The 21,424-nt window shown below is 59.3% G+C and carries 16 protein-coding genes; 7 read left to right on the forward strand and 9 right to left on the reverse strand.

Annotated elements, in window-relative coordinates:
- Window positions 1–45: 45 nt before the first annotated feature.
- Complete coding sequence (gene ubiM, locus IPP88_14255; GenBank protein ID MBL0123826.1) at window positions 46–1,275, reverse strand: 5-demethoxyubiquinol-8 5-hydroxylase UbiM; 1,230 nt, start codon at window positions 1,273–1,275, stop codon at window positions 46–48.
- 98 nt (window positions 1,276–1,373) lie between these two features.
- Between ubiM and IPP88_14260 the strand changes: the two genes are divergently transcribed.
- Window positions 1,374–2,792 carry a GIY-YIG nuclease family protein gene (locus IPP88_14260; protein MBL0123827.1) on the forward strand — a complete coding sequence of 473 codons (1,419 nt, stop codon included), beginning with the start codon at window positions 1,374–1,376 and terminating at the stop codon, window positions 2,790–2,792.
- Window positions 2,793–2,916: 124 nt separating this feature from the next.
- Here the strand turns inward: IPP88_14260 and IPP88_14265 are convergent, their stop codons facing one another.
- From IPP88_14265 to IPP88_14275, 3 genes are all read right to left on the reverse strand, one after another.
- A complete protein-coding gene (locus tag IPP88_14265; protein MBL0123828.1) occupies window positions 2,917–3,537 on the reverse strand; it encodes a glutathione S-transferase in 621 nt (206 codons plus the stop codon).
- Window positions 3,538–3,634: 97 nt separating this feature from the next.
- A complete protein-coding gene (locus tag IPP88_14270) occupies window positions 3,635–4,636 on the reverse strand; it encodes a type II secretion system F family protein (protein MBL0123829.1) in 1,002 nt (333 codons plus the stop codon).
- A gap of 15 nt (window positions 4,637–4,651) precedes the next feature.
- On the reverse strand, window positions 4,652–5,671 hold the full coding sequence (locus IPP88_14275; protein MBL0123830.1) for a YihY/virulence factor BrkB family protein: 1,020 nt from the start codon (window positions 5,669–5,671) through the stop codon (window positions 4,652–4,654).
- Between the two features lie 784 nt (window positions 5,672–6,455).
- Here IPP88_14275 and IPP88_14280 point away from each other — a divergent pair.
- The gene (locus tag IPP88_14280) at window positions 6,456–8,645 is read left to right on the forward strand and encodes a TonB-dependent receptor (protein MBL0123831.1); all 2,190 of its coding nucleotides are present in this window, start codon (window positions 6,456–6,458) and stop codon (window positions 8,643–8,645) included.
- Between the two features lie 109 nt (window positions 8,646–8,754).
- Here the strand turns inward: IPP88_14280 and IPP88_14285 are convergent, their stop codons facing one another.
- From IPP88_14285 to IPP88_14300, 4 genes are all read right to left on the reverse strand, one after another.
- Window positions 8,755–9,609 (reverse strand): alpha/beta fold hydrolase, encoded by an 855-nt coding sequence (locus IPP88_14285; protein MBL0123832.1) that lies wholly within the window; start codon window positions 9,607–9,609, stop codon window positions 8,755–8,757.
- Window positions 9,610–9,640: 31 nt separating this feature from the next.
- Window positions 9,641–12,076 (reverse strand): acylase, encoded by a 2,436-nt coding sequence (locus IPP88_14290; protein MBL0123833.1) that lies wholly within the window; start codon window positions 12,074–12,076, stop codon window positions 9,641–9,643.
- Window positions 12,046–13,089, reverse strand: a complete 1,044-nt coding sequence (locus tag IPP88_14295; protein ID MBL0123834.1) for a dienelactone hydrolase family protein — start codon at window positions 13,087–13,089, stop codon at window positions 12,046–12,048. The genes IPP88_14290 and IPP88_14295 overlap by 31 nt, the downstream gene beginning before the upstream one ends.
- A gap of 82 nt (window positions 13,090–13,171) precedes the next feature.
- Window positions 13,172–13,633, reverse strand: a complete 462-nt coding sequence (locus IPP88_14300) for a RidA family protein (protein MBL0123835.1) — start codon at window positions 13,631–13,633, stop codon at window positions 13,172–13,174.
- 180 nt (window positions 13,634–13,813) lie between these two features.
- On the opposite strand from IPP88_14300, the gene IPP88_14305 reads away from it, so the two are divergent.
- The 5 genes from IPP88_14305 to IPP88_14325 all read left to right on the forward strand — a co-directional run bounded on the left by IPP88_14305 (window position 13,814) and on the right by IPP88_14325 (window position 20,328).
- Window positions 13,814–15,064 (forward strand): SGNH/GDSL hydrolase family protein, encoded by a 1,251-nt coding sequence (locus IPP88_14305; GenBank protein MBL0123836.1) that lies wholly within the window; start codon window positions 13,814–13,816, stop codon window positions 15,062–15,064.
- Entirely contained in the window at window positions 15,061–16,434 is a 1,374-nt protein-coding gene (locus tag IPP88_14310; GenBank protein ID MBL0123837.1) for an MFS transporter, read from the forward strand. Before IPP88_14305 ends, IPP88_14310 begins: the two co-directional genes overlap by 4 nt.
- A 101-nt stretch (window positions 16,435–16,535) precedes the next feature.
- Complete coding sequence (locus IPP88_14315; GenBank protein MBL0123838.1) at window positions 16,536–19,112, forward strand: alpha-L-rhamnosidase N-terminal domain-containing protein; 2,577 nt, start codon at window positions 16,536–16,538, stop codon at window positions 19,110–19,112.
- Window positions 19,109–19,876, forward strand: a complete 768-nt coding sequence (locus tag IPP88_14320) for a glucose 1-dehydrogenase (GenBank protein ID MBL0123839.1) — start codon at window positions 19,109–19,111, stop codon at window positions 19,874–19,876. Before IPP88_14315 ends, IPP88_14320 begins: the two co-directional genes overlap by 4 nt.
- Window positions 19,877–20,097: 221 nt before the next feature.
- Window positions 20,098–20,328: a hypothetical protein gene (locus tag IPP88_14325; GenBank protein MBL0123840.1), complete on the forward strand. Its 231-nt coding sequence runs from the start codon at window positions 20,098–20,100 to the stop codon at window positions 20,326–20,328.
- A 301-nt stretch (window positions 20,329–20,629) separates the two neighbouring features.
- Here the strand turns inward: IPP88_14325 and IPP88_14330 are convergent, their stop codons facing one another.
- Window positions 20,630–21,325, reverse strand: a complete 696-nt coding sequence (locus tag IPP88_14330) for a VIT family protein (protein ID MBL0123841.1) — start codon at window positions 21,323–21,325, stop codon at window positions 20,630–20,632.
- Window positions 21,326–21,424 lie beyond the last annotated feature (99 nt).

The following is a 21,424-nucleotide window of genomic DNA, read 5'->3' on the forward strand; positions in this document are numbered from 1 at the left end:
TCGCCTTTGCAACGCTTGATTTGCGCGACGAATTTGTTGGACTGGCTAGCGCGTCCGCAGCCGCACCGGCAAAGGCATTTCGGTCAGGCGGCGCGTGATCCAGCCCTTGAGCGGCGGGATGCGATCAGCCACCCGCAGCAAGCCGCGCCGCACCACTCTTGCCGGCAGACGATCGTCGGTGTAGAGCTTTACCAACGCGTTGGTGCCGAGGAATATCGAAAACGTCGCGCGCCGATGGGTGCGCTCATAGCGCCGCAAAACCGTGTCGGACCCAATATCCTCGCCGGCGCGTCGTGCCTTGCTGATTTCCTGCACCAGTGATTCAACACCGTAGAGTCCGAAATTGTAGCCGTGCGCCGTGACCGGGTGCATGCCCACCGCCGCATCGCCCAGCAAGGCGAATCGTGGCGCGTAAAAGTGCCGCGCATAAACCGCCACCAAGGGATAGCTGTGCCGCTCGCCTGTCAGCTGCATCGTGCCGAGGCGATGCTCGAATTGTTGCGCGACCCACTGATTGAATTCGGCCACCGGAGAATTGGCAATCTCGGCCGCACGATCGGCAGACAGCGTGATCACCACCGAGCATTGGTTGCCGTTCAGCGGCAACACCGCCAGCGTGCCGCCGAGCAGGAAACATTCGTACGCGACGCCCTCGTTGGGACGCTCGTGGGTCATGCGGGCAACGATAACGACGCGCGCAAAGTCATGCATGTGCGCGGGAATGCCCATGCGCCGGCGCGATTCGGAGAAGCGGCTGTCAGCCGCAATGGTCAGTGCCGCCGAAAGCGTGCGGCCATCGGCGAGTGTCACTTCACTGCACGACCCGGCCGTGTGGATGCCGGTCACGTTGGCGTTATCGATAATTTCCACGGCCGGACCTGGCAAATCTTTTACGGCCTCATACGCCGCGCGGCGCAACAGGTGATTGCCGGCCAGAAAACCCAGCGCGGATTTTCCCGATTTGTTGGCGTCAAATTGCAGGAAGTGTGGCGACGTGCCGTGCAGCACGCGCGCCGTGCGGATCTCGGCAATTTCTGCCGCCGGCAGGCGTTCCCAAATACCAAGTGTTTGCAAGATCGCTTGCGAGCGATGCGTCAGTGCGATGTCGCGACCATCGGGTGGCGGGTCAGCCAGCACGGAGGCGGGCAATTTTTCCAGCACGGTGACATCGAGGCCCTCGCGGGACAAGGCGCTGGCCAGCGCCAGACCCGAGGGGCCGGCACCGATAATAAGAATGTCGCGATGGGTTGACATATATACCTCCGAAATTAGCATCTATCTTAGGCAACCGTCCCGACCCGTATTTGACGTACATCAATCCCGGGACACTATTGCGCATCTGCCAGCGTGGAAGTATGACGTAAACTTTGCCGATGTTGCTGCCCTTCCTGCACGAACGCATCGCCGTCATCGATCTCGAAACCACCGGCACCGCCGCGACCAGCGACGGCATCACCGAGATCGGCATCGTGCGCATTGAACGCGGCGAAGTCGTCGAGGAATGGTCCTCGCTGGTCAATCCGGAAACCACCATCCCGCCGGAAATCCAGGCGCTGACCGGTATTACCGACGCCATGGTGCGCGATGCGCCGGTGTTTTCTCAATTGGCGGATGAGGTGCTCTCGCGGCTCAACGGGCATTTGTTCGTCGCTCACAACGCGCGTTTCGATTACGGGTTCATCAAGAATGCCTTTCGCCGCCTGGGCGTGCCGTTCACAGCCGAGGTGTTGTGCACCGTGCGACTATCGCGAAAGCTTTATCCGCAATATGCGCAACATAATCTCGATACATTGATCTCGCGCCACAGTCTTTCCACTGAAGGACGGCACCGTGCCCTCGGCGATGCGCGGCTCGCTTGGCAATTCATGCTGACCGCCGCGCGCGAACATCCGGCGGAAGACGTGATGGCCGCGACCAAATCACTGCTGAAGATGCCGAGCCTGCCCCCGCAACTCGATGCGGATGCATTGAAGGCGCTGCCGGATGGCCCCGGCGTGTATGTGTTCTACGGCATCAACGATTTGCCGATCTACATCGGCAAAAGCGTCAACCTGCGCGACCGCGTGCGGTCGCATTTTTCCAGTGACCACCGCAATTCCAACGACGTGCGCCTTTCCATGGAAATTCGCCGTATCGAACACGAGGAAACGGCAGGCGAACTCGGCGCGCTGCTGCGTGAATCGCAATTAATCAAGTCCTCCAAGCCGCTCAGGAACCTGCGGCTGCGGCGCAACGCGCAAATGGTGTTTATCAAGCTCACCGATTTGGGCGCGCCGCTGGAGATCATCAAGCTTGAAGACGCGGACCTAGAAAATGCAACGGGATTATTCGGCCCTTTTCCGGCCAAACCGCGCGCGAAGGAAATGCTCACGCGGCTCGCGGCCGAAAATGGCCTTTGCTGGATAGCCATCGGCACACAGTCCATTGATGGCCCATGTTTCGCGCGGCAAATCAAGCGCTGCCACGGCTTCTGCGTAGGCGTGGAGACGATGGCCGCGCATAACGCGCGGCTGGCCACAGCGTTGGCGGAATTCGCCTTTCCCGCCTGGCCGTTCGACGGTCCGATTGCCGTTCGTGAGACTCACCCCGACCACGGCTGGCAACGCGCGCACGTGTTTCATCGCTGGCGGTATTACGGCAGCGCAAAGACCGAGGCGGAAATGCACGAATTGGCCGAGATCCGCAGCGAAGTGGAATTCGATGCGGATATATTTCGGCTGATCGTGAAGCGCTTGGCGCAGGGTGGGGAAGGGATTGTGCGGCTGAAGAGCGCGACGCGCGGCGACACTTGAGAGCGGTCTTTCCGGCCGCAAAGATGAATCCCCTTGTTTTGTTAAAACTCAAGCACTGACGCGGCTTCCATCGCATAAATGTCTGGAGAGACGCATCTGCGCTTGAGTTTGTACGGCACAGCAGTCAGGACAATGCCAACTCCGCCACCTGCCTCGCCCCCTTGCGCTCACGAAGCTTTTCATACCAGCGCTCCACATGCGGGTGCGTTTCGCGCGCTATTGGTAGTTTGTACCAGCGATCAACCGAGCAGCCCAGCGGAATATCGCCCATGGTGAACGATGGCCCCGCAAGAAAATTTCTGGTGGCCAGGTGCGCATCCAGCAACGCCAATTTTTTCTCGCCGGTTACGCGAGCGGTTTCGATGACGGCGGCATCGCGCTTCTCGGGCGCCGTGCGAATCAGTTGCCAGAACGCTGGACCAATTGCCGGGTTGAATGTTGTTGCCTGCCAATCCATCCAGCGGTCGGCGTCCGCGCGTATCCGGATGTCTGCGGGCCAGAGTGATCCCTCGCCGTATCGCGATGCAAGGTAGCGGACAATCGCGTTGGATTCCCAGAGAATGAAGCCATCGTCCTCGATCATTGGCACCAGGCCGTTCGGATTCTTTGCCAGATACGCGGGCGTGTCGACCAGGCCAAAGTCGCGTCCGGCATTGACACGCTCATAGGCGAACCCGAGTTCGTCGGCACACCACACTACTTTCTGTACGTTGACGGAGGTGAGGCGACCCCATATTTTCAGCATGGCAAATTTCTTTCGTCGTAACGATTTGATCGTTGGATTATCGCCGGTCGTGTTGTCTACCGGCATTTACCTCAAACGCCCCCCACGCGCATGCGTCTTACAAATTCTTTGGCACGGTCGAGACGAGTACACCGCTCGCCAGCACCCCATATGCTATCCACAGCATGACCAATCCATAAATGGCGCGCGGCAGCCACTCCGCGATCTGTTGGAAATCGTCATTGATCGATTCGGTTTCCATTGCGGTGTGACGCATCAGCATTTCCGGTAGCGTGCCACTGGCTTCGGCGGTCTTCACAAATTCAATCAAGCGATTGCCATTTGTGTCGCTGTCGAGGTAGCGTAGACCTGCCATCGCGCCGGCCAGCGTGGCGCCTTTCTCAATGCGCGGCATGATCTTCGCAAACTCGCGCCTGATCGCGCCGATCTCCAGCGTGTCCAGTGCCGTCGGCAAGGCGTCAAGCATTGAGATGCCCGCCTCCAGCATCAGTGCCAGACTTTCAACGAAGTCCCGCACATTGCGGCGCACGATCATGCGGCCGATCCACGGGATACGAAACAGCAGAGTTTCCCGCGATGCGGCGAGGGAAGCCTCGAGCAGCTGCGTCCACAGCCAGCGCCCGGCGTAGAACATTGCCACCAGCACAATGAGCGGACGCAGGACCTGCAGCATGAAGCCCCCCATCCCGATCGAGCCGCCGATCAGCGCGGGCAGAGGATCAATGAACAGTGCTGCCAGCAACACAAATGCGGGCATCAGAAGACGCGATTTCAGCGTCGCGATGTGCATCGCGCGCTGCGTGTACAGATCAGCCAGCCGGCGATACATGCCACCCGGGCTGCCTGCCGTGAACGCGGCATGAATCAGTCGCGCATCGAGCCGGTTGAACAAGCCACTTTTTTCACCCGCCTCGGCTGGCGCCATTCCACGCGACGTCAGCTTTTTCATTGCCTCCACCCGCAATTTTGCAGGTGCCGCGATATCCAGCAACGCGAACGCCCTGTCGAACGGCAGGCCAGCAATTTCCATTTGCGCGAGCTGCGTATACAGCTCGGCGCGAAGCCGGCAGGTGAGGGGCGGGTGTGCCAACGGCGACATGAAGGCGAGCTGCGCCTATTGCTGGGGCGGCCCGGCGGGCTTTCTCTTGCGGCGCCGGCGAAAAGCGTTTGCCCGACCCTTCGTCGGGGGAGCGGCTGCTGAGAGCGGGTTTTCATTCGCCGCCACCTGCCGTGCGGCCAACGGCATTACGGCATGTTCCAGGCCAACGCGCTCATACTCGGCAATCACCTGCGCGCCCACCAGCAACAGTGTGGCGGCGATCTCGAAACTAAGCAGCACCACGATCGCCGTGGTGAGCGAGCCGTACACCACGCTCACCTGGGAGAGAGTAGTGAAGTACCACACCAGGGCATGGCGGATGACCTCCCACAGGAGTCCTGCCGTCGCGCCGCCTATCAGCGCGTGACGCGCCGAGATCCGCCCCACCGGCATGAAATAGTAAATCGATGAAATCAGCAGGATTTCGACGCCGACGCCGATGACATATAGTGTGCCGCGCGACAGTCCGCTAAGCGACCAGCTATCGCCAAAGACTTGCAGATTTTCCCGGCCGATTGCCAGCAGGTTGGGCATAACGAAGGTGCCCGCAAACAGCGCCAGCGCAATAAACGCGATATAGCCAAACGGTAGCGCCAGCGAGACCAGGAAATGCCGCTTATGCACCTTCACGCGATGCAGGAAGATAACCGAGATGGCACTCTCCAGTACCGAGAATGCGAGCGAACTGAAGACCAGCATCGTCCCCAGCAACACCCAGCCCATGACGGTTCGGTGTTCCAGAAACGCGGCGAGCTCCTGCACAACCGCTTGCGATTGACCGGGCGCGACCCATTCCAACGCACGACGCAGGGTGTCAAACAAGATGACTTGGTCGACAACTTGTGACAGACCCATCACGATCAGGATCAACAGTGGCACGATGGACAACAGTGTGTAGTAGGCGACGGCACCGGCCAGCAGCAAACCCTGATTGGCGCGAAATGCCCTCATCACCTGCAAAGCGAATGCCGCAGGGTGTTTGATAATCTGTTTGGCTTCCTGGGTCACAAACGGGATCGGCGCGATTGCAGGCATGCTCATCCAATGGTTCTGGTGCAAACCATAGTATCGCTTGCAAGGGTTTGGTGCATGCGGCGGTTGCTGCCGGGCCGTTCGTGGTTGTTCTTTACACGCGGGTTGCGGGGGCGGCGCGAATCTGCATGCTTGCAGCCGTGGACACGACGATCGCCCAAAACCCGGCCGATTAGCAATCACTCAGCATTTGATTGAAAATGATCTAACTTGACTAATCACGTGAATGATCTAGGCACTTCAGGGCCTAGGCTGGCTATTCTCGTCGGTGAAGACAGCTGACGCTCAGCGCAGCCGAAATCGAGGCGAACCCACATTGTCAGCCCGGGGATTGCTATTCAAGGGATGATTCAGAGTAAAGATCAGTGAGAGGTTTGCTCTTTGTCTCCATCACTTGAATCAGCCTTCGTTGTTTCGGACGCCGTCGTGACCGCGAAAAGACGCAAGTCGCTCGAAACTTATCGATATTGTTGATTAATGATTGAAGTGATGGTAGCCTTTTGTGGTAGCAGCCACCCGGCGGGCAGCGGGTTTGGCCGACACCCGTTGTATCCGACACAATAAGAATGCGCTGGAGGTTGGCTTCCGTGAAGAACAGTTTCCCGGTGACGTTACATGCGAGTTTCCTTAATACCCTATCGCGCGCTCATTTTGGCGCGCGCGCGAGGTTATTGCGTTTCGGCAACATAAATGGCCTGACCAGGATTGGGTGAATGAAGTGATTCAAGAATGCCGCGCAGACGAGCACGCGACGGCCTTACAAAATTAATACAACGAGGAGAAATAGATGAAGGTAACGACGAAACAACGCAACATGGGGTATTCGCTTCTCGCACTCGCTGTCGCAAGCACACTTGGAACGGCATTTGCACAGCAGTCCGGCACCGCGGCGGCAAAGTCCGATGATCCCGCCGTGCTCGATACCGTTACCGTGACCGCGCAAAAGCGCGCCCAGTCGCTCCAGGATGTGCCGATTTCCATGACGGTGATCGGTGAAGAGGCGCTCGAAAAATCGCGGATCAAAACGCTGTTTGATCTGAACCAATCGGTGCCGAATTTCGAGGCCGCTCCGCTGCCGGGCACACCTCAAATCAGCGTGCGCGGCGTCGGCGGCGGCGGCCGCAATATCGGCTTTGACACGCGCGTGGGCGTTTATCTGGACGGCATTTATCTTGGCCAGGCGCAAGCCATCAACCAGCCGCTTTTCGATATCGAGCAGGTCGAAGTGCTGCGCGGACCGCAGGGCCATCTGTTTGGCCGAAACACCGTGGCCGGCGCCGTCAACATCACTTCCCGCGCGCCTACGAAAGATTTCGAAGGCTCGTTGCGTGCGGTCGTAGGCAATTACGGCGCAGCGGAAGGTTATGCCACATTTTCCGGCGCGGTTGCCGACAAGGTGCTTGGCAAGTTTTCGATTGCCACCGAGAAACGGGATGGATACTCGACCAATCTCTTTAATGGGCAAAAGCTCGACGACTTGAGGCGCGTGACGTCCCGAGCGCAACTCGTCATCGACGCCACCAACAAACTCAAGATCAGCCTTTTCGGTGACTATTCGGATACCAAACAAAACATCGTTCTCGGCGAGCCAGTCACCAGCTTCAGTGATCGGCCGCTTCCGGCGGGCCCGTTGCCGAACCGCCAGGTCAATTTCAATACGACGCCCTATACCAATGCCCAGCTATCGGGCGCCAGCATGACCATGAACTATGCGCTGGACAATGGCGGAACGTTGACGTCCATCACCGGCTTCCGGGACACACACCAGGATCGCACCAACGACACGGACTATAACCCGCAGGACATTTTCCGGATCCAGTACGTTGACGACTTCACGCAGACATCGCAGGAAGTCCGCCTCGTTTCCGACAACAAGGGCAGTGCGCGTTACGTTGCCGGTCTCTACTATTCGAAGGAGGATGCCGATACCCTGCGCAAGGCATTCAGCGGCCCCGATGCAGGGCTGATTCGCTTGCCCACCGGATTGGTTGGTACCAATGCCGGAGCAATCAACACCAAGACGACCGCGGTTTTCGGCGCCCTTGACTACGATATCACCCGCGCGCTCACGCTTAATCTCGGCGCACGCCATACCAGCGAAAAGAAGGATTTCCTCTACAACCTCAATGGCGCCGCCGCGATTGGCATCGCCACGCTCGTGGACTATCGAGATAGTCGGTCCGAAAACAAGCTGACCGGGACAGTGGGCGCGACGTTTGCGGTGAGCAAGGACATGAACCTTTATACGAAATACTCCACCGGTTTCAAGGGTGGCGGCTGGAACGCGGATTTCGTCCGGGCGGCGCAAGTGGCGGATGGACTCAATTTCAATACCGAGACGGTCAAAAGCTATGAAGTGGGCGTAAAGGGAAAACTCCTTGGCGGACGGATGCAATATGATCTCGCCGCCTTTACCAGCGAGTTCGACAATTATCAAACCTTCTTCTTCGTGCCGCTGGCAAATGGCACGGCGATCCTCCAGCTGAAAAACGCGGCCAAGGTCAAGTCGGAAGGACTGGAAGCCAGTGCCCGCGTGCGCGTCACGCAGAATTTCAGCATCGGTGGCAATGTTGGCGTGTTAAGCACCAAATACAAAAGCTTCCCGAATGCGGGTGGACTCGGTGTGGACTTCACGGGCCAGGAGGTACCCGACACACCGAAACTGACCGTAGCCTTCAACGCCGACTACAGCATGCCCGTGCCAGCCCTGGGTGGCAGGATCGACCTGTTCGCCGATCTCAGCCATCGCGATAGCACCTTCCAGGGTGCGGGATTGCCGAAGTCATCCGCGCGCGACCTCGTCAACATGCGCCTGGCCTTTTCGCCAGACAATGCCAAGTGGACGGCCAGCCTGTGGGGCCGCAACTTGACGAATAAGGACTACGTCATTGCCTCGGGCCGCGATTTCCTCGGAAATAATTTCGTTACCCGCGGCGTACCGCGTATGTACGGCGTCGAGGCGAAGTACAACTTCTAGGCCGCGAATAGTCGCCAGCTGAAATCGGCGGCGCGGTACCCCGACCTGAAGTGGGTCGAGGCACCGCGCCGTTTTTCATTGTTGGACGGAATCCGGGAGGGTCATGCGGCTACCCGCAGTCAGCGGCGCTCAAGCGCCCCAGCCAACCGCTTACCGTCGCGATGAATTTGTCGGGCTCTTCGATGAACGGAAAGTGTCCGCTCTGTTCGAACATCGCTAATTCCGCGTCCGCGATCGAGGCTTGCAAACGTCGTCCCTGTTCGGGGGGTGTAATCCAGTCGTCACTGCCGCCAAGCACCAATGTCGGCACCGTGATCTCCGCGAGCCTCGCGACGGTACTAAACGTCGGCAGACAATTCGCGTTGGCGTGGTTCCATGCCGCCGCGCTGTAGATCGTTGCCTGATCGACAGCCCGGCCAATCTGCTCATCATATTGTTTGAAATAAAGCGGAAGGAGTCGCATCCAGACTGCGCGCAAGTCCTCATCGCTTTCCATCGCACGGCCGAAGGCTTCGCCGAGCGCCGCCAGTTCATCCGGCTTGCCACGCGCCAACGCGTTGGCCATCGTGACCGGCGCGTAGTCCAGCGCCGGTGCGGTCGAGCAAAGTACCAACCCGGCGAGAGCGCTGCCCTCACCACCATATCGCAATGCATATTCCTGCGCCAGGAAACCCCCGTAGGAATGACCCAGCAGAATGAAGCGATCGAGGCCCAGGCGCGCGCGCAGTTGCTCGGCATCCGCCGCGAACGTTGCGTGGTCGACCGCGGACAACGACGCCGTTCTTGCTGAACGACCGTTGCCTCGATGATCGTAATAAATCAATTCGGCGCAGTCACCTAGGTGATCCAGCCATGGCCGGAAATAGGTGTGATCCAGCCCCAATCCACCGTGCATGACCAGTATCGGGATGCCGTTGCCATGACGTTCAACGTAGAGTTCCGTGCCGTTGATGCTTGCGTGCATCGTGTGTGACCGGTGTTCGCCCCGTCTCGGGTCAGCGACGAAGCTGCAATGCCGGCCCGACCGCTTGCGCATCAATATCGCGCGGATGAAAAGGCAAATCGAGCCACTGCTTGCGCGAAAATGCCGGCAACTGATCGTAGGCGTATGGCGAAGCGGGGTCGCTGCTCTGGCCATAAGTGAGCAGGCCCTGCGCAAGCGGACCGCGATCATTAAAGGTAACGGTTTGCAGATAGCTCGCGCCGAAATCCACAATGAAACCGTGTTCGGTTACCGCCGCCGGGCCGAACATGCCAACCTTGTTCAACACGCCCTCGAATTCTGCGCCGCCGTGGATCTCGATTCGGCCGCCAACACTTGTGTTCCGGTATTGCACCGTGCCCAGCGTGGCATCAGGCTTGAAGCCCGCTTTCTTCATGGCTTGAACCGATTTCACAAATGCATCAATCACCTTCTCGCGCACCACGTTGTCGCCGAGATTCAGGCCGGCTGGCGTGTTGACCGGATCGACCGCGTTGAACGGAACGCGCCAGACATTGGGGATCTCGCTGGCAACGCGCCAGAACTCCTTGAACAGCGGCGCGCCGCGCGAATCGACGTTGTTGTTATGATCCCAGCCTTGCAAGGCCGCGCAACCCTCTTTCATGTCGCCGTCGTTCGTGTTTGTGCATGTGGACAGAAGATCGCTGACCACCAGTTGTGCCGCCTTGTTGCGATTGCGGAAAAGCACGGCCTGCACTTCAGCGGGGCCGATCTTGTCGCCGCTTAAACCATCCTTGCCTGAAAGTCGCGCACGGATTTCCTCGATGCCGCTTCGGGTTCTTAGCCGCTGCGGGATATTGATCTGGCCCACCATGGGCGAAATATTCGGGATCATGACAGCGGGATTGCTGAGCCAATAGCTGTCGTTGCTGTTCTGCACCCAGTCATTCCGGATCATGACCGGCATGCGATTGGGAGGGATCAATCCCGGCACCGGCGCGGCAGGATCGCGGTGCCAGTCGCAACTGCTTCGCGAGCCATCGAGGACCACGATATCCGCTGAGGCGAACAATGCGGCCGCCGCCTTGGATGGCACGCAGCGCTGCAACTGTTCATCGGTGATGTCCGGGACAACGGACAAATCGGCATACATGACTTGTCCGTGCCGGTCCGCGGCGATGGTGTTCACCCAGGGAATGCCGGAATTGCCAAGTGCCGCGCGCAATTCCTCAACGCTGCGTGCCTTATTCATCGCGATCCAAGTATCTGCGGAACGGACGTTGGACGCATTGGCGTCCTTGATCGCGTAGGCGGTCGTGTTACTCCATGTCAGTCCCCGGCGCGGCATCACCAGGATCGGTCCCCAGACGGAGGTCCACATCGTCTGCGTTTTCCTGGCAGGCTTGCCATCCGCGCCCAGCGTTTCGATTTCGATCATTCTGCGACCCATTTTTCTTGATACGCCATCGACAAGGTAGGCGGTCGGATCTTTTGGATCAAGCGTCAACTCATGCAGCGTAATCCGCTTCCCGGTCGACACGGTATGCGTCCACGCAACGTCTTTGTTGAAACCGATCAGCACGAAACCGGCGTGGCCGATGGACGCGCCCATCACATCGAGCTCACCGGGTATGACGAGGTGCATTTGCCAGAAACGGTTGGTCCCCGCCCAGGGGAAATGTGGATTGCCAAGCAACAATCCGCGCCCATTGGGTGTGGCGTCCTTGCCGAAGGCCCAGCCGTTGGAACCCAGCATGACATCTTCATCCACCGGATTGGCATCTGTCAGAGACTTATCCGCAGGAGGAGACATGTCCCCATTGGATGTTGCCGCCGTCGCAATGGTTGTGGAGGGCGGCTGCGCGGCCAGCAGTGCATCGGCCAGAAAGCCGCTGCCGATCTGAATCATCGTCAGCTCCTGCAAGCGATGAAAATCGCCTTCGCTCATCGGCCGGACCCATGCGGCGCCGCGGCATGCAAGCGGCAATCCGCTTGTTCCGGTGTCCCCAAGATAACGATTGAAGCCTGCAACGTAACCGCGCGCCGCCGCTTGGGCATTGGCGCTGGCGGTGCGATTGGCCGCCAGCAGTATTGCGTCATCCATGTGAAAACGAATAAAGAAATCGATCTGCTCATTTGGCAGCTGGCGCAGCCCCAGCAATCCACGCGCACCAGCGCCAAAGAACTTTGAGCGCTCGCCGCGCACGGTCACCAACTGATCCGCCGTCTGACAAACGTTGTCCTGCGCATGCGCGTAGGCAATCCCGTACGCGATACCCTCGTAATCACGTGCGGTGATATGCGCGATACCGTGCTTTGTTCGCTGGATTTGAACCGTCTTGTCGGCGCCAGTGATGGTCGTGGCACAACCTGCTGCGATGGCAACAATGGCGGCGATGGCGATATAGAAAAACGCGTGAGAAGGAGACCGCTGGAAAAGTGGGTTCAATTTATCCTCTATTGGAAATTTTCTATTGATGGCCTGCATGGCGGCGAGAGCGGTTTCATGCGCACTTGATGGTACACAACGTACTTAAACCCCAGCATTTGCGCGCCTTTCAGACTTCTTTTAGCCTGGAAGGCGCGCCAATGCTGGGGTTTAATCAAATTATGGACAAGGTCCGATCGCAAATGAACAACGAAAAATGCAACGGTTGCCGCGCGAGACGTCGCAGCGACCGCTTTGTTTTCCGCCATCAATACCTTGCCGCCTTTGCCGAGATGCGAGAACGGATCCTCGATCGTTATCGCCGGCTCGGTCCGCTCCCAGCCGTGACCGGCGTTGGGATAGAGCTTCAAGGTGATGAGTCGGCTTGCCGGTTCACCGAGCGATTTCACCAGCGCGGGGCAGGTTTCCGGCACGTCATACGTATCCATTTCACCCGCCTGCAACAGGACTGGCGCGCCGGTAAATTCCTTGAACTCATAGCCCGGCACGCGGTTATAGACCCAGCAAACCGGATAATTCGGCGCATGTGCGGCGAACTTCAAGTCCTTGCCCAGGTATTTCTCGCTGTAGGGCTTGGTCGCGGTGAGCATCGAAACCACGCCGCCCCAGCTGAATCCGGTGATGCCGATCCGTTTCGCGTCGATCGCGGGATTCGCAGCGAGCAACTTGAAGGCGCCATATGCATCCGGCAAAGTCAGCGGGACGCCCTTGGGCCGGTCTGCCGGGCTGGCAATGCCACGCGCCGTCCACATATCGATCTCCAACGTCGCAATGCCGGCGTTATTGAGTTCCATTGCGTAGGAAATGCCGCGACTATCGATGCCCGAGGAGCCATGCACAATCACCACCGCCGGCATCGGACGCGGCGCATTGATCGGCTCGCGCAGGACGGCCGCCTCCGCCAGGGGTTTGGCGGGGTCGAGGGTCTGAAATGAAACGTAGGACACCTTGATCGGTGCCGCATTTTTTTCGGGCGGGTGCGCCGGCATATGTGAACACGCCTGCAGCGCCACGATGACGCCCGGGATAACGATTGCGCGCAAATTGGTCATGATTTTTCGCCGTTGTTGGATAGGTCAGTAATTGAGATGCTGGCTAGCGTGACTGCCTGCACAGAGAAACGCCGCGCGCGGCCTATTTATCCACGGCTGCGATGCATTCGACTTCAAGCCGCCCGCCCAGGGCAAGTCCGTTAGCGCCAAAGGCACTTCGCGCCGGAAATCGGTTAGCGAAATAGGTTCGGTAGATATCATTGAACGTGCCCCATTCGGCCATGTCGGCCAGCATGACCGTACATTTGACGATATTGCTCATCGCGTAGCCGTGCGATTCGAGGGTGGTCTTGATGTTTTCCATCGTTTGCTTGGCTTCGGCCTTGATGCCGCCCGGCACAAGTTTCAACGTTCCAGGCGCGACGCCAATCTGGCCGGAAAGGTAGATCGTATTGCCAACCCGTACCGCCTCTGAGAATGGCAGGGTGGTCGGCAGCACTTTGCCAGAATTGAGGAACTCGATGGTCGTGGAGGGCGCGGCAAACAACGATTGCGCGGCCAGAACGCATAGCGAGGCCAGGAACGTAGCTAAAACCTGTTTCATGCCTTTCTCCTTTTTCTCTTTGGTGGAATTCCTCAAGAATACAGGCAAATTTGCGCTATTTGTCAATTTCAGCTCAAAATGCTGCATGAATGAGCAAAGTCGATCAGCGCAGCGTTTTCTGCCCCACGGCAACGCGCTGAGCATGTTGGGCGGGCAGTCCGCCGATAAGCGAGGCACGCCTTGAATGAAAACCAGCCAATAGAATCAAGTGTCGGTACTTGGTGTGCCAGCCCTGCGGCGCCCACCTACTTCATTCCGGTCGAGTTCATTCCCGCGCCTTTCCCGATCCAGGGAACCATTCGCTATCGTCTGCGGGTCAGCGCCGGCGGATCACGATTGCGTCTGCGGCTATCCAACGAAGCGGGCGACCGGGCCCTGATGATCGGTGGGGCAAGCATCGGCCTTGCGTGCGAAACCGCCGCCTGCATCCAGAAGGGGACGGTCGCACGCGTGAGTTTCAGCTGCCTGCCGACCGCGCGCATTCTCCCCGGCGCGGTTATCGTCAGTGATCCGATCGATCTGCAAGTCGCGCATCATGGCGACCTCATTGTCAGTTTGTACTTGCCGCAGCCGTTCATGGCTGCCCAGGGCGGCGACACGCACAAGGCGGCCTTAAGTGCCGGCCAGGATAACGTGATGTCGACCGACTGGCCCGATGCGACATCAATCAATGTGCGACCGATCGTGTCGGCCGTTACCATCGTCCCATTGCGGCCCACGCGGACCGTTGTCACGTTGGGCGATTCCATTACCGATGGCAGCACCGACGCAACAGGCTGCATGCCCTTCGCTTTTCGGGGCTGGCCGGATATTCTTGCGCAGCGACTCAATACCCGCGCCGCCGCGGATGAAAAGGCCAGCGTGCCACCGGGTAAGGAGATCACGGCGTACAGCGTCGTCAATGCCGGCATCGGCGGTAATTGTCTGCTCAAGAACTTCATTGGCATCCACGCATTGGCCCGCCTTGACCGGGATGTATTTGCGATCCCCGGCGTCAGCCACATGATTGTGCTGGAAGGCCTCAATGACATTGGGATTGGCGGCAGGACGATCGATGGACTCACCTACCCGAACGTCAGCGCCGACGAGTTGATTGCGGGCTACCGGCAAATCATCGAACGCGCCCACGAACAAGGCATCAAGGTGATCGGCGCGACGCTGCCACCGTTTCGCGATGCCTTCTATTTCCTCGACGAAAAGGAACTGGTGCGCCAGGCAGTGAATGACTGGATACGCAACGCGGCGGCGTTTGATGGCCTCATTGATTTTGACCGCGTATTGCACGACCCACGCGACCCGAGCCGGTTGCGAGCCGATTTCGACACGGGCGACCACTTGCATCCCAACATGGTCGCTTTCAGGGCGATGGGCGACGCCATCGACCTTGAGATGTTTGCGTCGTTTGCGTCCACAGTCGAGTCGATCAAATGAATTCAAACCCGCTTGCCGGGCAAGACGGTGCGTTATCGGCGGATGCGGCTGATGCGGCAACCGCACGTGCGCCGATTTCTGCCGGACGCGCCTATTACGCCCTCTTCATCCTCTGGCTGGTCCATATTATCGCGAACATCGACCGCTTTTCGTTCGGCATGGCGGTGCAGGCGATCAAGGTTGATTTGCATTTTTCGGATACCGAAGTCGGCGTGGTCACGGGGGCCGCATTCGTGGTCGCATACGTGGCCTTCGGGATTCCGGTCGCGCGCTGGCTGGATCGCGGGCAGCGCAATGTGATTCTCGCCTGGTCTATCGGCATCTGGTCGATCATGGCGGCCGCCTGCGGAGCGGCAGGAACATTCGTGCAAATGGTATTGGCCCGCGCCGGTGTCGGCGCGGGTGAATCGGGTTGCGTGCCCGCCGCGGTGTCGTTGATTGGCGATTATTTTCCGCTGGAGAAACGCACGCAGGCCATTGGCATCTTCAATTCCGCGCTGCCCGCCGCCGGCATTATTGGTTCGCCGATCATGGGCCTGCTCATCGATCGCCACGGGTGGCGCGTGGCCGTGATCGTATTTGGCGTGGTGGGGCTATTGCTGGCGGTGCTGGTGCGTTTCACGCTGCGTGAACCAATGCGTGAGGCGGTGCGTCTGGCAGCACCAGGCGGCGACACAACCAAAATCCGCGACGGGCAAATTTCCGTCCGGCATACGTTTCGCACAATGATCGCCAATCGAACGTTCTGCCTGCTTCTGCTTGCGCACGGCGTTTACGGATTCGGCATATACGCCTTCGTGGCGTGGTATCCGGTCAGCATCATTCGTACGTTCGGTATCAGTTACACCGAGCTAGGCCTCATTGCCGGTACCGGCCTTGGCATCATCATGTTTGCGACTTCGCTGGCTAGCGGATTCTTCTGCCCTTTCGTGGTGCGCCGCACCGGCAATGACCGCTGGATGGCGAACTTGCCTGCCATCTTTTGTCTGCTGTCGGTGCCGGCGATGATCGTCGCCTGCTCGGATGTATCGAAAGCGGTTTCGCTCGCAGCGGGGGCGATCGCATTTGGATTGACCATCGCGCGCGTGCCACCGATCCTCGGCTTGTCGATCACCCTCATGCCGGGCGAAATGCGCAGTGTTTCCACCGTCGTCTTCCTCATCGCCACCAATGTCCTCGGCTCGGCGGTTGGCCCGGTCATCGCTGGGATGATCAGCGATTCAATGACCGCCTCGCTCGGTGACGCCGCCGCACTGCGGCATGGCTTGATGTGGACGGCGCCGGTGTTTGGTCTGCTCGGTGCGCTACTGGGGTTTTTGCCTGCCATGACGATGCCTCGAAAGCTTGAATCGTTAACGACTAAACTCTAGCGCCAGCGCGCTATAGCGGCCATTATTAGCGGGAACGCCGCACCAGTACTAGGGTTTGGTGTATTAGCCGAACACACCGATGATGAACAAGAGGATTCCAAATGTACCTCCGCGCGCCATTCATCTGGACTAGCGACCAGCCCGCCGATGCGACCGTCACGTTTCGATCGCTGATCAGCGAAGGCGCAGTGCGGCGCGACACCGGTGTAAATCGTTGGGTGCTGTTTCGGCATCGCTTCGACCTGCCCTCCGTTGCCTGCAAAGCAGACGTCAATGTCACGGTAGATGGCCGCTATCTCCTGTACGTCAACGGCAAATTCATCGGTCGCGGGCCATGCCGGTCTTCCCCCGCGTTTCAGCGGGTCGACAATTACGATATCGCGCAAGCCTTGCAGCCCGGCCGTAATGCCGTCGCAATGCTGGTGCATGTGTACGGTGCGGACATGGCCTGGTACGAAACGGCCAAGGATGTCTGGCAAACCGTTCACGGTGATGGCGCGCTTTATTTCGATGCGCAAATTCGCTGTGAGGGCGAACACGAAGACATCGCGGTGCGGTCGGGCGCCGACTGGCGTTGGCGCGAAGGCACCGCCTGGCGACGCGACACACCACGCAGCGGCTGGGGGCAGGATTTCATTGAAGACTTCGATGCCAACGAGATGCCGGTCGGCTGGTTCGACACCGATTTCGATGATGAGGCATGGCAACACTGCATTGTCCAACGTTCGAACTGCACGGCCGACGACTTATCGAAAGGCTGGGGCCCGGTAAAGCCTTTTCCCACGCTGGTCGCGCGTGAGATTCCGCACATGCTCGAAACGCCGGTGTCGCCAGTCAAGATCCTGGGCGCTTATGGTGTGCTGCCGCAATCGCAATTGCCGATCGATCGCCGGCTGTTCGACGAACCATTGATCGATCTGCCGGAAGGGTTCGTTTTGGATGCCGAGGCATTGCTTGCCGACGACGAACGCATGACAACGATTCGCACGCGCGAGGGTTGCGATGTCTCATTGCTGATTGCGTTCGACCAACGTCACTGCGGTTTCCCGTTCATCGAACTCGATGCGTCCGGCGGGGAAATCATCGAGCTCGCTGTGTCCGAGACGATACCGGGTGAATATGGCCTCGCGCGGCCCGGGCGACCGCGTGTGTCACGCGAGACGTATCTCGATTGCGCGCACCTGTTTCGCTACGTTGCGCGGCCCGGCATGCAACGGTTCCAGAAATTCGAGTGGACCGCCGTCAAATACCTGCAGCTCGTGGTTCGAAACGCGCCGCGCGGCATCCGCATTCGGCATGTGGGCTCAATCTACTTTCACTACCCGGTCGAGAACCAGGGGGCCTTCGAATGTTCCAGCGACGTGCTGAATCACTTGTGGCAGGTGGGACGATATACCACGCTCGAATGCACGCACGATGCATTCGAGGATTGTCCGAGCCGCGAAAAGCGACAATGGTTGGGCGATGCGTATGTTCACTATTTGATCAATGCCGCCGCGTTCGGCACGAGCACGCAGGCGATTGATCGCCAGTCGATTATCCAGGCGACCGAGGGCCAGCGCCCCGATGGGTTGATGCAGATGTTCGCCCCGGGGGATCACTACACCAACGGCATCATCATTCCCGATTTCAATCTGCACTGGGTATTCGCTGTGCATCAATACTTCATGCACACCGGCGATATCGATCTGGTGGAGAGTGTGTTTCCGGCCATGCAGCGTACACTCGCCTGGTTTGAACGGCAGGTCGGGCCGAAGACGCTCTTGGCGGATTTACCGTACTGGCATTTCATCGAGTGGGCGCATGTCGGGCGCGACGGCGAGGCGGCAATCGTCAATGCGATGTTTGTCGGCGCGCTGCGGTCTGCCGCTGCGCTGGCACAGAGCCTTGGCTATGATCGCGCCGGCACGCGCTATGCCGCGCTCGCGGATGGCATTGGTCAGGCCATCAACGATCGGCTCTGGGACGAGGTGCGCGGCGTTTACGTGGACATGGCGGACCCGACCACCGGCAAACAGCAGCCAAAAGTGTCGCAACATGCGAACGTGGCCATGATCCTGTGGGACATCGCGCCTGCCAGCCGATGGCCACGAATGATTGCCCGCATCATGGACCCGGCGCGTGTCAAGATCACGGCGGCGCCACCGGTCGTGCCGCATGGCGAGACGCTCAATCTCAATGAAGATGTGGTTCAGGCCAACACGTATTTCGGCCACTTCCTGCATGCCGCGCTTGGCAAGGCCGGGCGCTTCGATCTCGCCCTGCGATCGCTCAGTGATCATTTTCGGCCGATGCTCGATACCGGCACCGAAACCCTCTGGGAAAGTTTCGATCCGGCGGCGAGTCTCTGCCACGCCTTTTCCGCCAGCGCGGTATATCAGCTTTCGGCGCATGCGTTGGGCGTCGCGCCCGTCGCGCCGGGTTTCAAGCGAATTCGGGTTGCCCCGCAGATTGCGGACCTCGAGTTTGCGCGCGGTATCTATCCGACGCCCCACGGCGGCGTGAGCGTGGCATGGCAACGGCGAGGCGAGCATGTCACGCTAAGGGTCACAGTCCCCGCCGGCTGCGAAGCCGAGGTTCACTGCCCCGGCACGTCCGCTACGTCCGGTACTTCGACTGGCACGCACCGCGTCGGCCCCGGCGAACACACATTCATCGATGGAGTGAAACAGCCATGAACGGAATGTTTGATCTGACCGGCAAAGTGGCCGTGGTCACCGGTGGCAACGGCGGCATCGGTTTCGGCATGGCGCGCGGACTGGCGCGTGCGGGCGCGCGGGTGGTGATCGCCGCACGCGACGCCGCGAAGTCCGCGCAGGCGGTCGACGCGCTGCGCGCGATCGGCTCCGATGCCTTCGCGGTTTCGGCGGACGTCAGCAACGAAGATTCGGTCGCCGCGTTATTCGCCGAGGTCGCCAGCCGATGTGGGCGTCTCGACATCCTGGTCAACAATGCCGGCACCTTCCTGAGAAAACCCCCGCAAGACACGCAGCTCGCCGAGTGGCAGGCAGTGATGGATACCAATTCCACCGGCCCCTTCCTTTGCGCGAGGGCCGCCTATCCCCATCTGTGCGCGGCAGGCGGCGGCAAGATCATCAACGTCGCGTCGCTCGTATCCCTGTTCGGCGTGGCGCATGCAGCCGCCTACAGCGCGAGCAAGGGCGCCGTACTGCAATTGACCCGTTCATTGGCCACCGCGTGGGCGGCAGACCGCATCCAGGTCAATGCCGTGCTGCCCGGCTGGATCGATACGCCCATGACCCACGACGCAAGAGTACCCGGCGGCGAATTAAATGATCGCGTGATCGCACGCACGCCGGCCGGACGCTGGGGCGAGATTGTAGATTTCGAAGGAGTCGCCGTTTTTCTCGCCAGCACTGCCGCGGATTTCATTACTGGCACCGCGATCGCGGTGGATGGCGGTTACTCGGTGCAGATTTGAGTGAGCGTGGTAATGAAGTCGATCGGGCAGCATGAAGTAAGTTTTTTGTCGAACATCACATGGCAACCTTCAAAGTCAGCTGTTTGAAGTGGCTTCGTCTGGTCGCAGACTTCTGTCGAAACAGCCAAATTGGGACAGAATGTGAAAGGCTCCTTGCCGGCCAGAAGTGGGCAGTCAATTCAATGCTTAATATTTCCTATGGCTGAGAATGGTCTGTCGGCATGAATATTGAACTCGCTACAGTTCTTCAGGGCATCACGTTCTTATGTGTCGCTCTGATTTTCGCTGCCCTAATGGTAAATATGCCTCTGCTCGTTGTGGCAATCGCCACATTAGCGCTGGCCGTAGTTGGCTTCATTCTTATTGGATGGTTCTGGCAGTTACTTCTGCAGTTGCTTACCAGCGCTATTTTTTTTGCATTTTGGCGTGCACAACGACAACATTCACGTTAGGCCCCTATCATTCGCTCCTTGCGGAATATGCGAATCACAACGGCGTTTAGTTCGACCGCCAATGTCCGCTTCCGAGAAAACTGACCGGCTGGAGTGGGTCGTAAGCGGAAGTTCGCGCCTCCAGAAGATATTCGCTCGCCCTTGAGACCGTGGTCGATGCGAGGATAAATTGACAAGGTGGAAGTCCCATCAGACTTTGCGGATTCACCGATTCACAAATTGCCTACGAGCCGCGCTTGACATTCCCGACAGACTTTATCGCGACAGTGAATCGTCACGGTCCGGTTTTTCGGCGCGCGGATCAACCCACCGCACCGAACATTGCACCGACACCGGCTGTCAACGCCATGGCCAGCGCACCCCAGAATGTCACGCGAATGGTGCCGGTCATAACCGGTGCGCCACCGGCCCGCGCGGCAATGCCGCCGAGCAGCGCGAGGAATACCAGCGACGTACCGGAAACGGCGTAGATCAGCATCGCCTCGGGCACCAGCACAGTCACCAGCAGCGGCATGACCGCGCCAACGGCGAAACTGCCCGCCGACGCCAGCGCCGCCTGCAGCGGGCGTGCGGCCAGCGCGTGCGAGATGCCCAGTTCATCGCGGGTATGCGCGCCGAGGGCGTCGTGGGCCATCAGCTGTTCTGCGACCTGTTTGGCGAGCGCCGCATCCAGCCCGCGGCCCATGTAGATGGCGGCCAGCTCCTTGTGTTCGCCGGCTGAATCCGCCGCCAGTTCCAGGCGTTCACGCTCGATATCCGCCTTCTCGGTATCCGCCTGCGAATAGACCGAGACGTATTCGCCCGCCGCCATCGACATGGCGCCGGCGACCAGTCCCGCGACCCCGGTAACCAATATCGCGCTGTGGCTGGTATGCGCGGCGGCCACCCCGACGATCAGGCTCGCAGTGGAGACGATGCCATCATTGGCGCCCAATACCGCGGCGCGCAGCCAGCCGATTCGATCGGTGCGATGTGCTTCAAGGTGACGTGGGCGCATATTCGTTGCTCCTAGATTTGGTTTTCATTATTCATGGCGATGTTTCCCCTCATCCCAACCCTTCTCCCGAGGGAGAAGGGCTTTGCATCTCTCACCGTT

Source organism: Betaproteobacteria bacterium (assembly GCA_016720925.1).
Taxonomy (GTDB): Bacteria; Pseudomonadota; Gammaproteobacteria; order Burkholderiales; family Usitatibacteraceae; genus UKL13-2.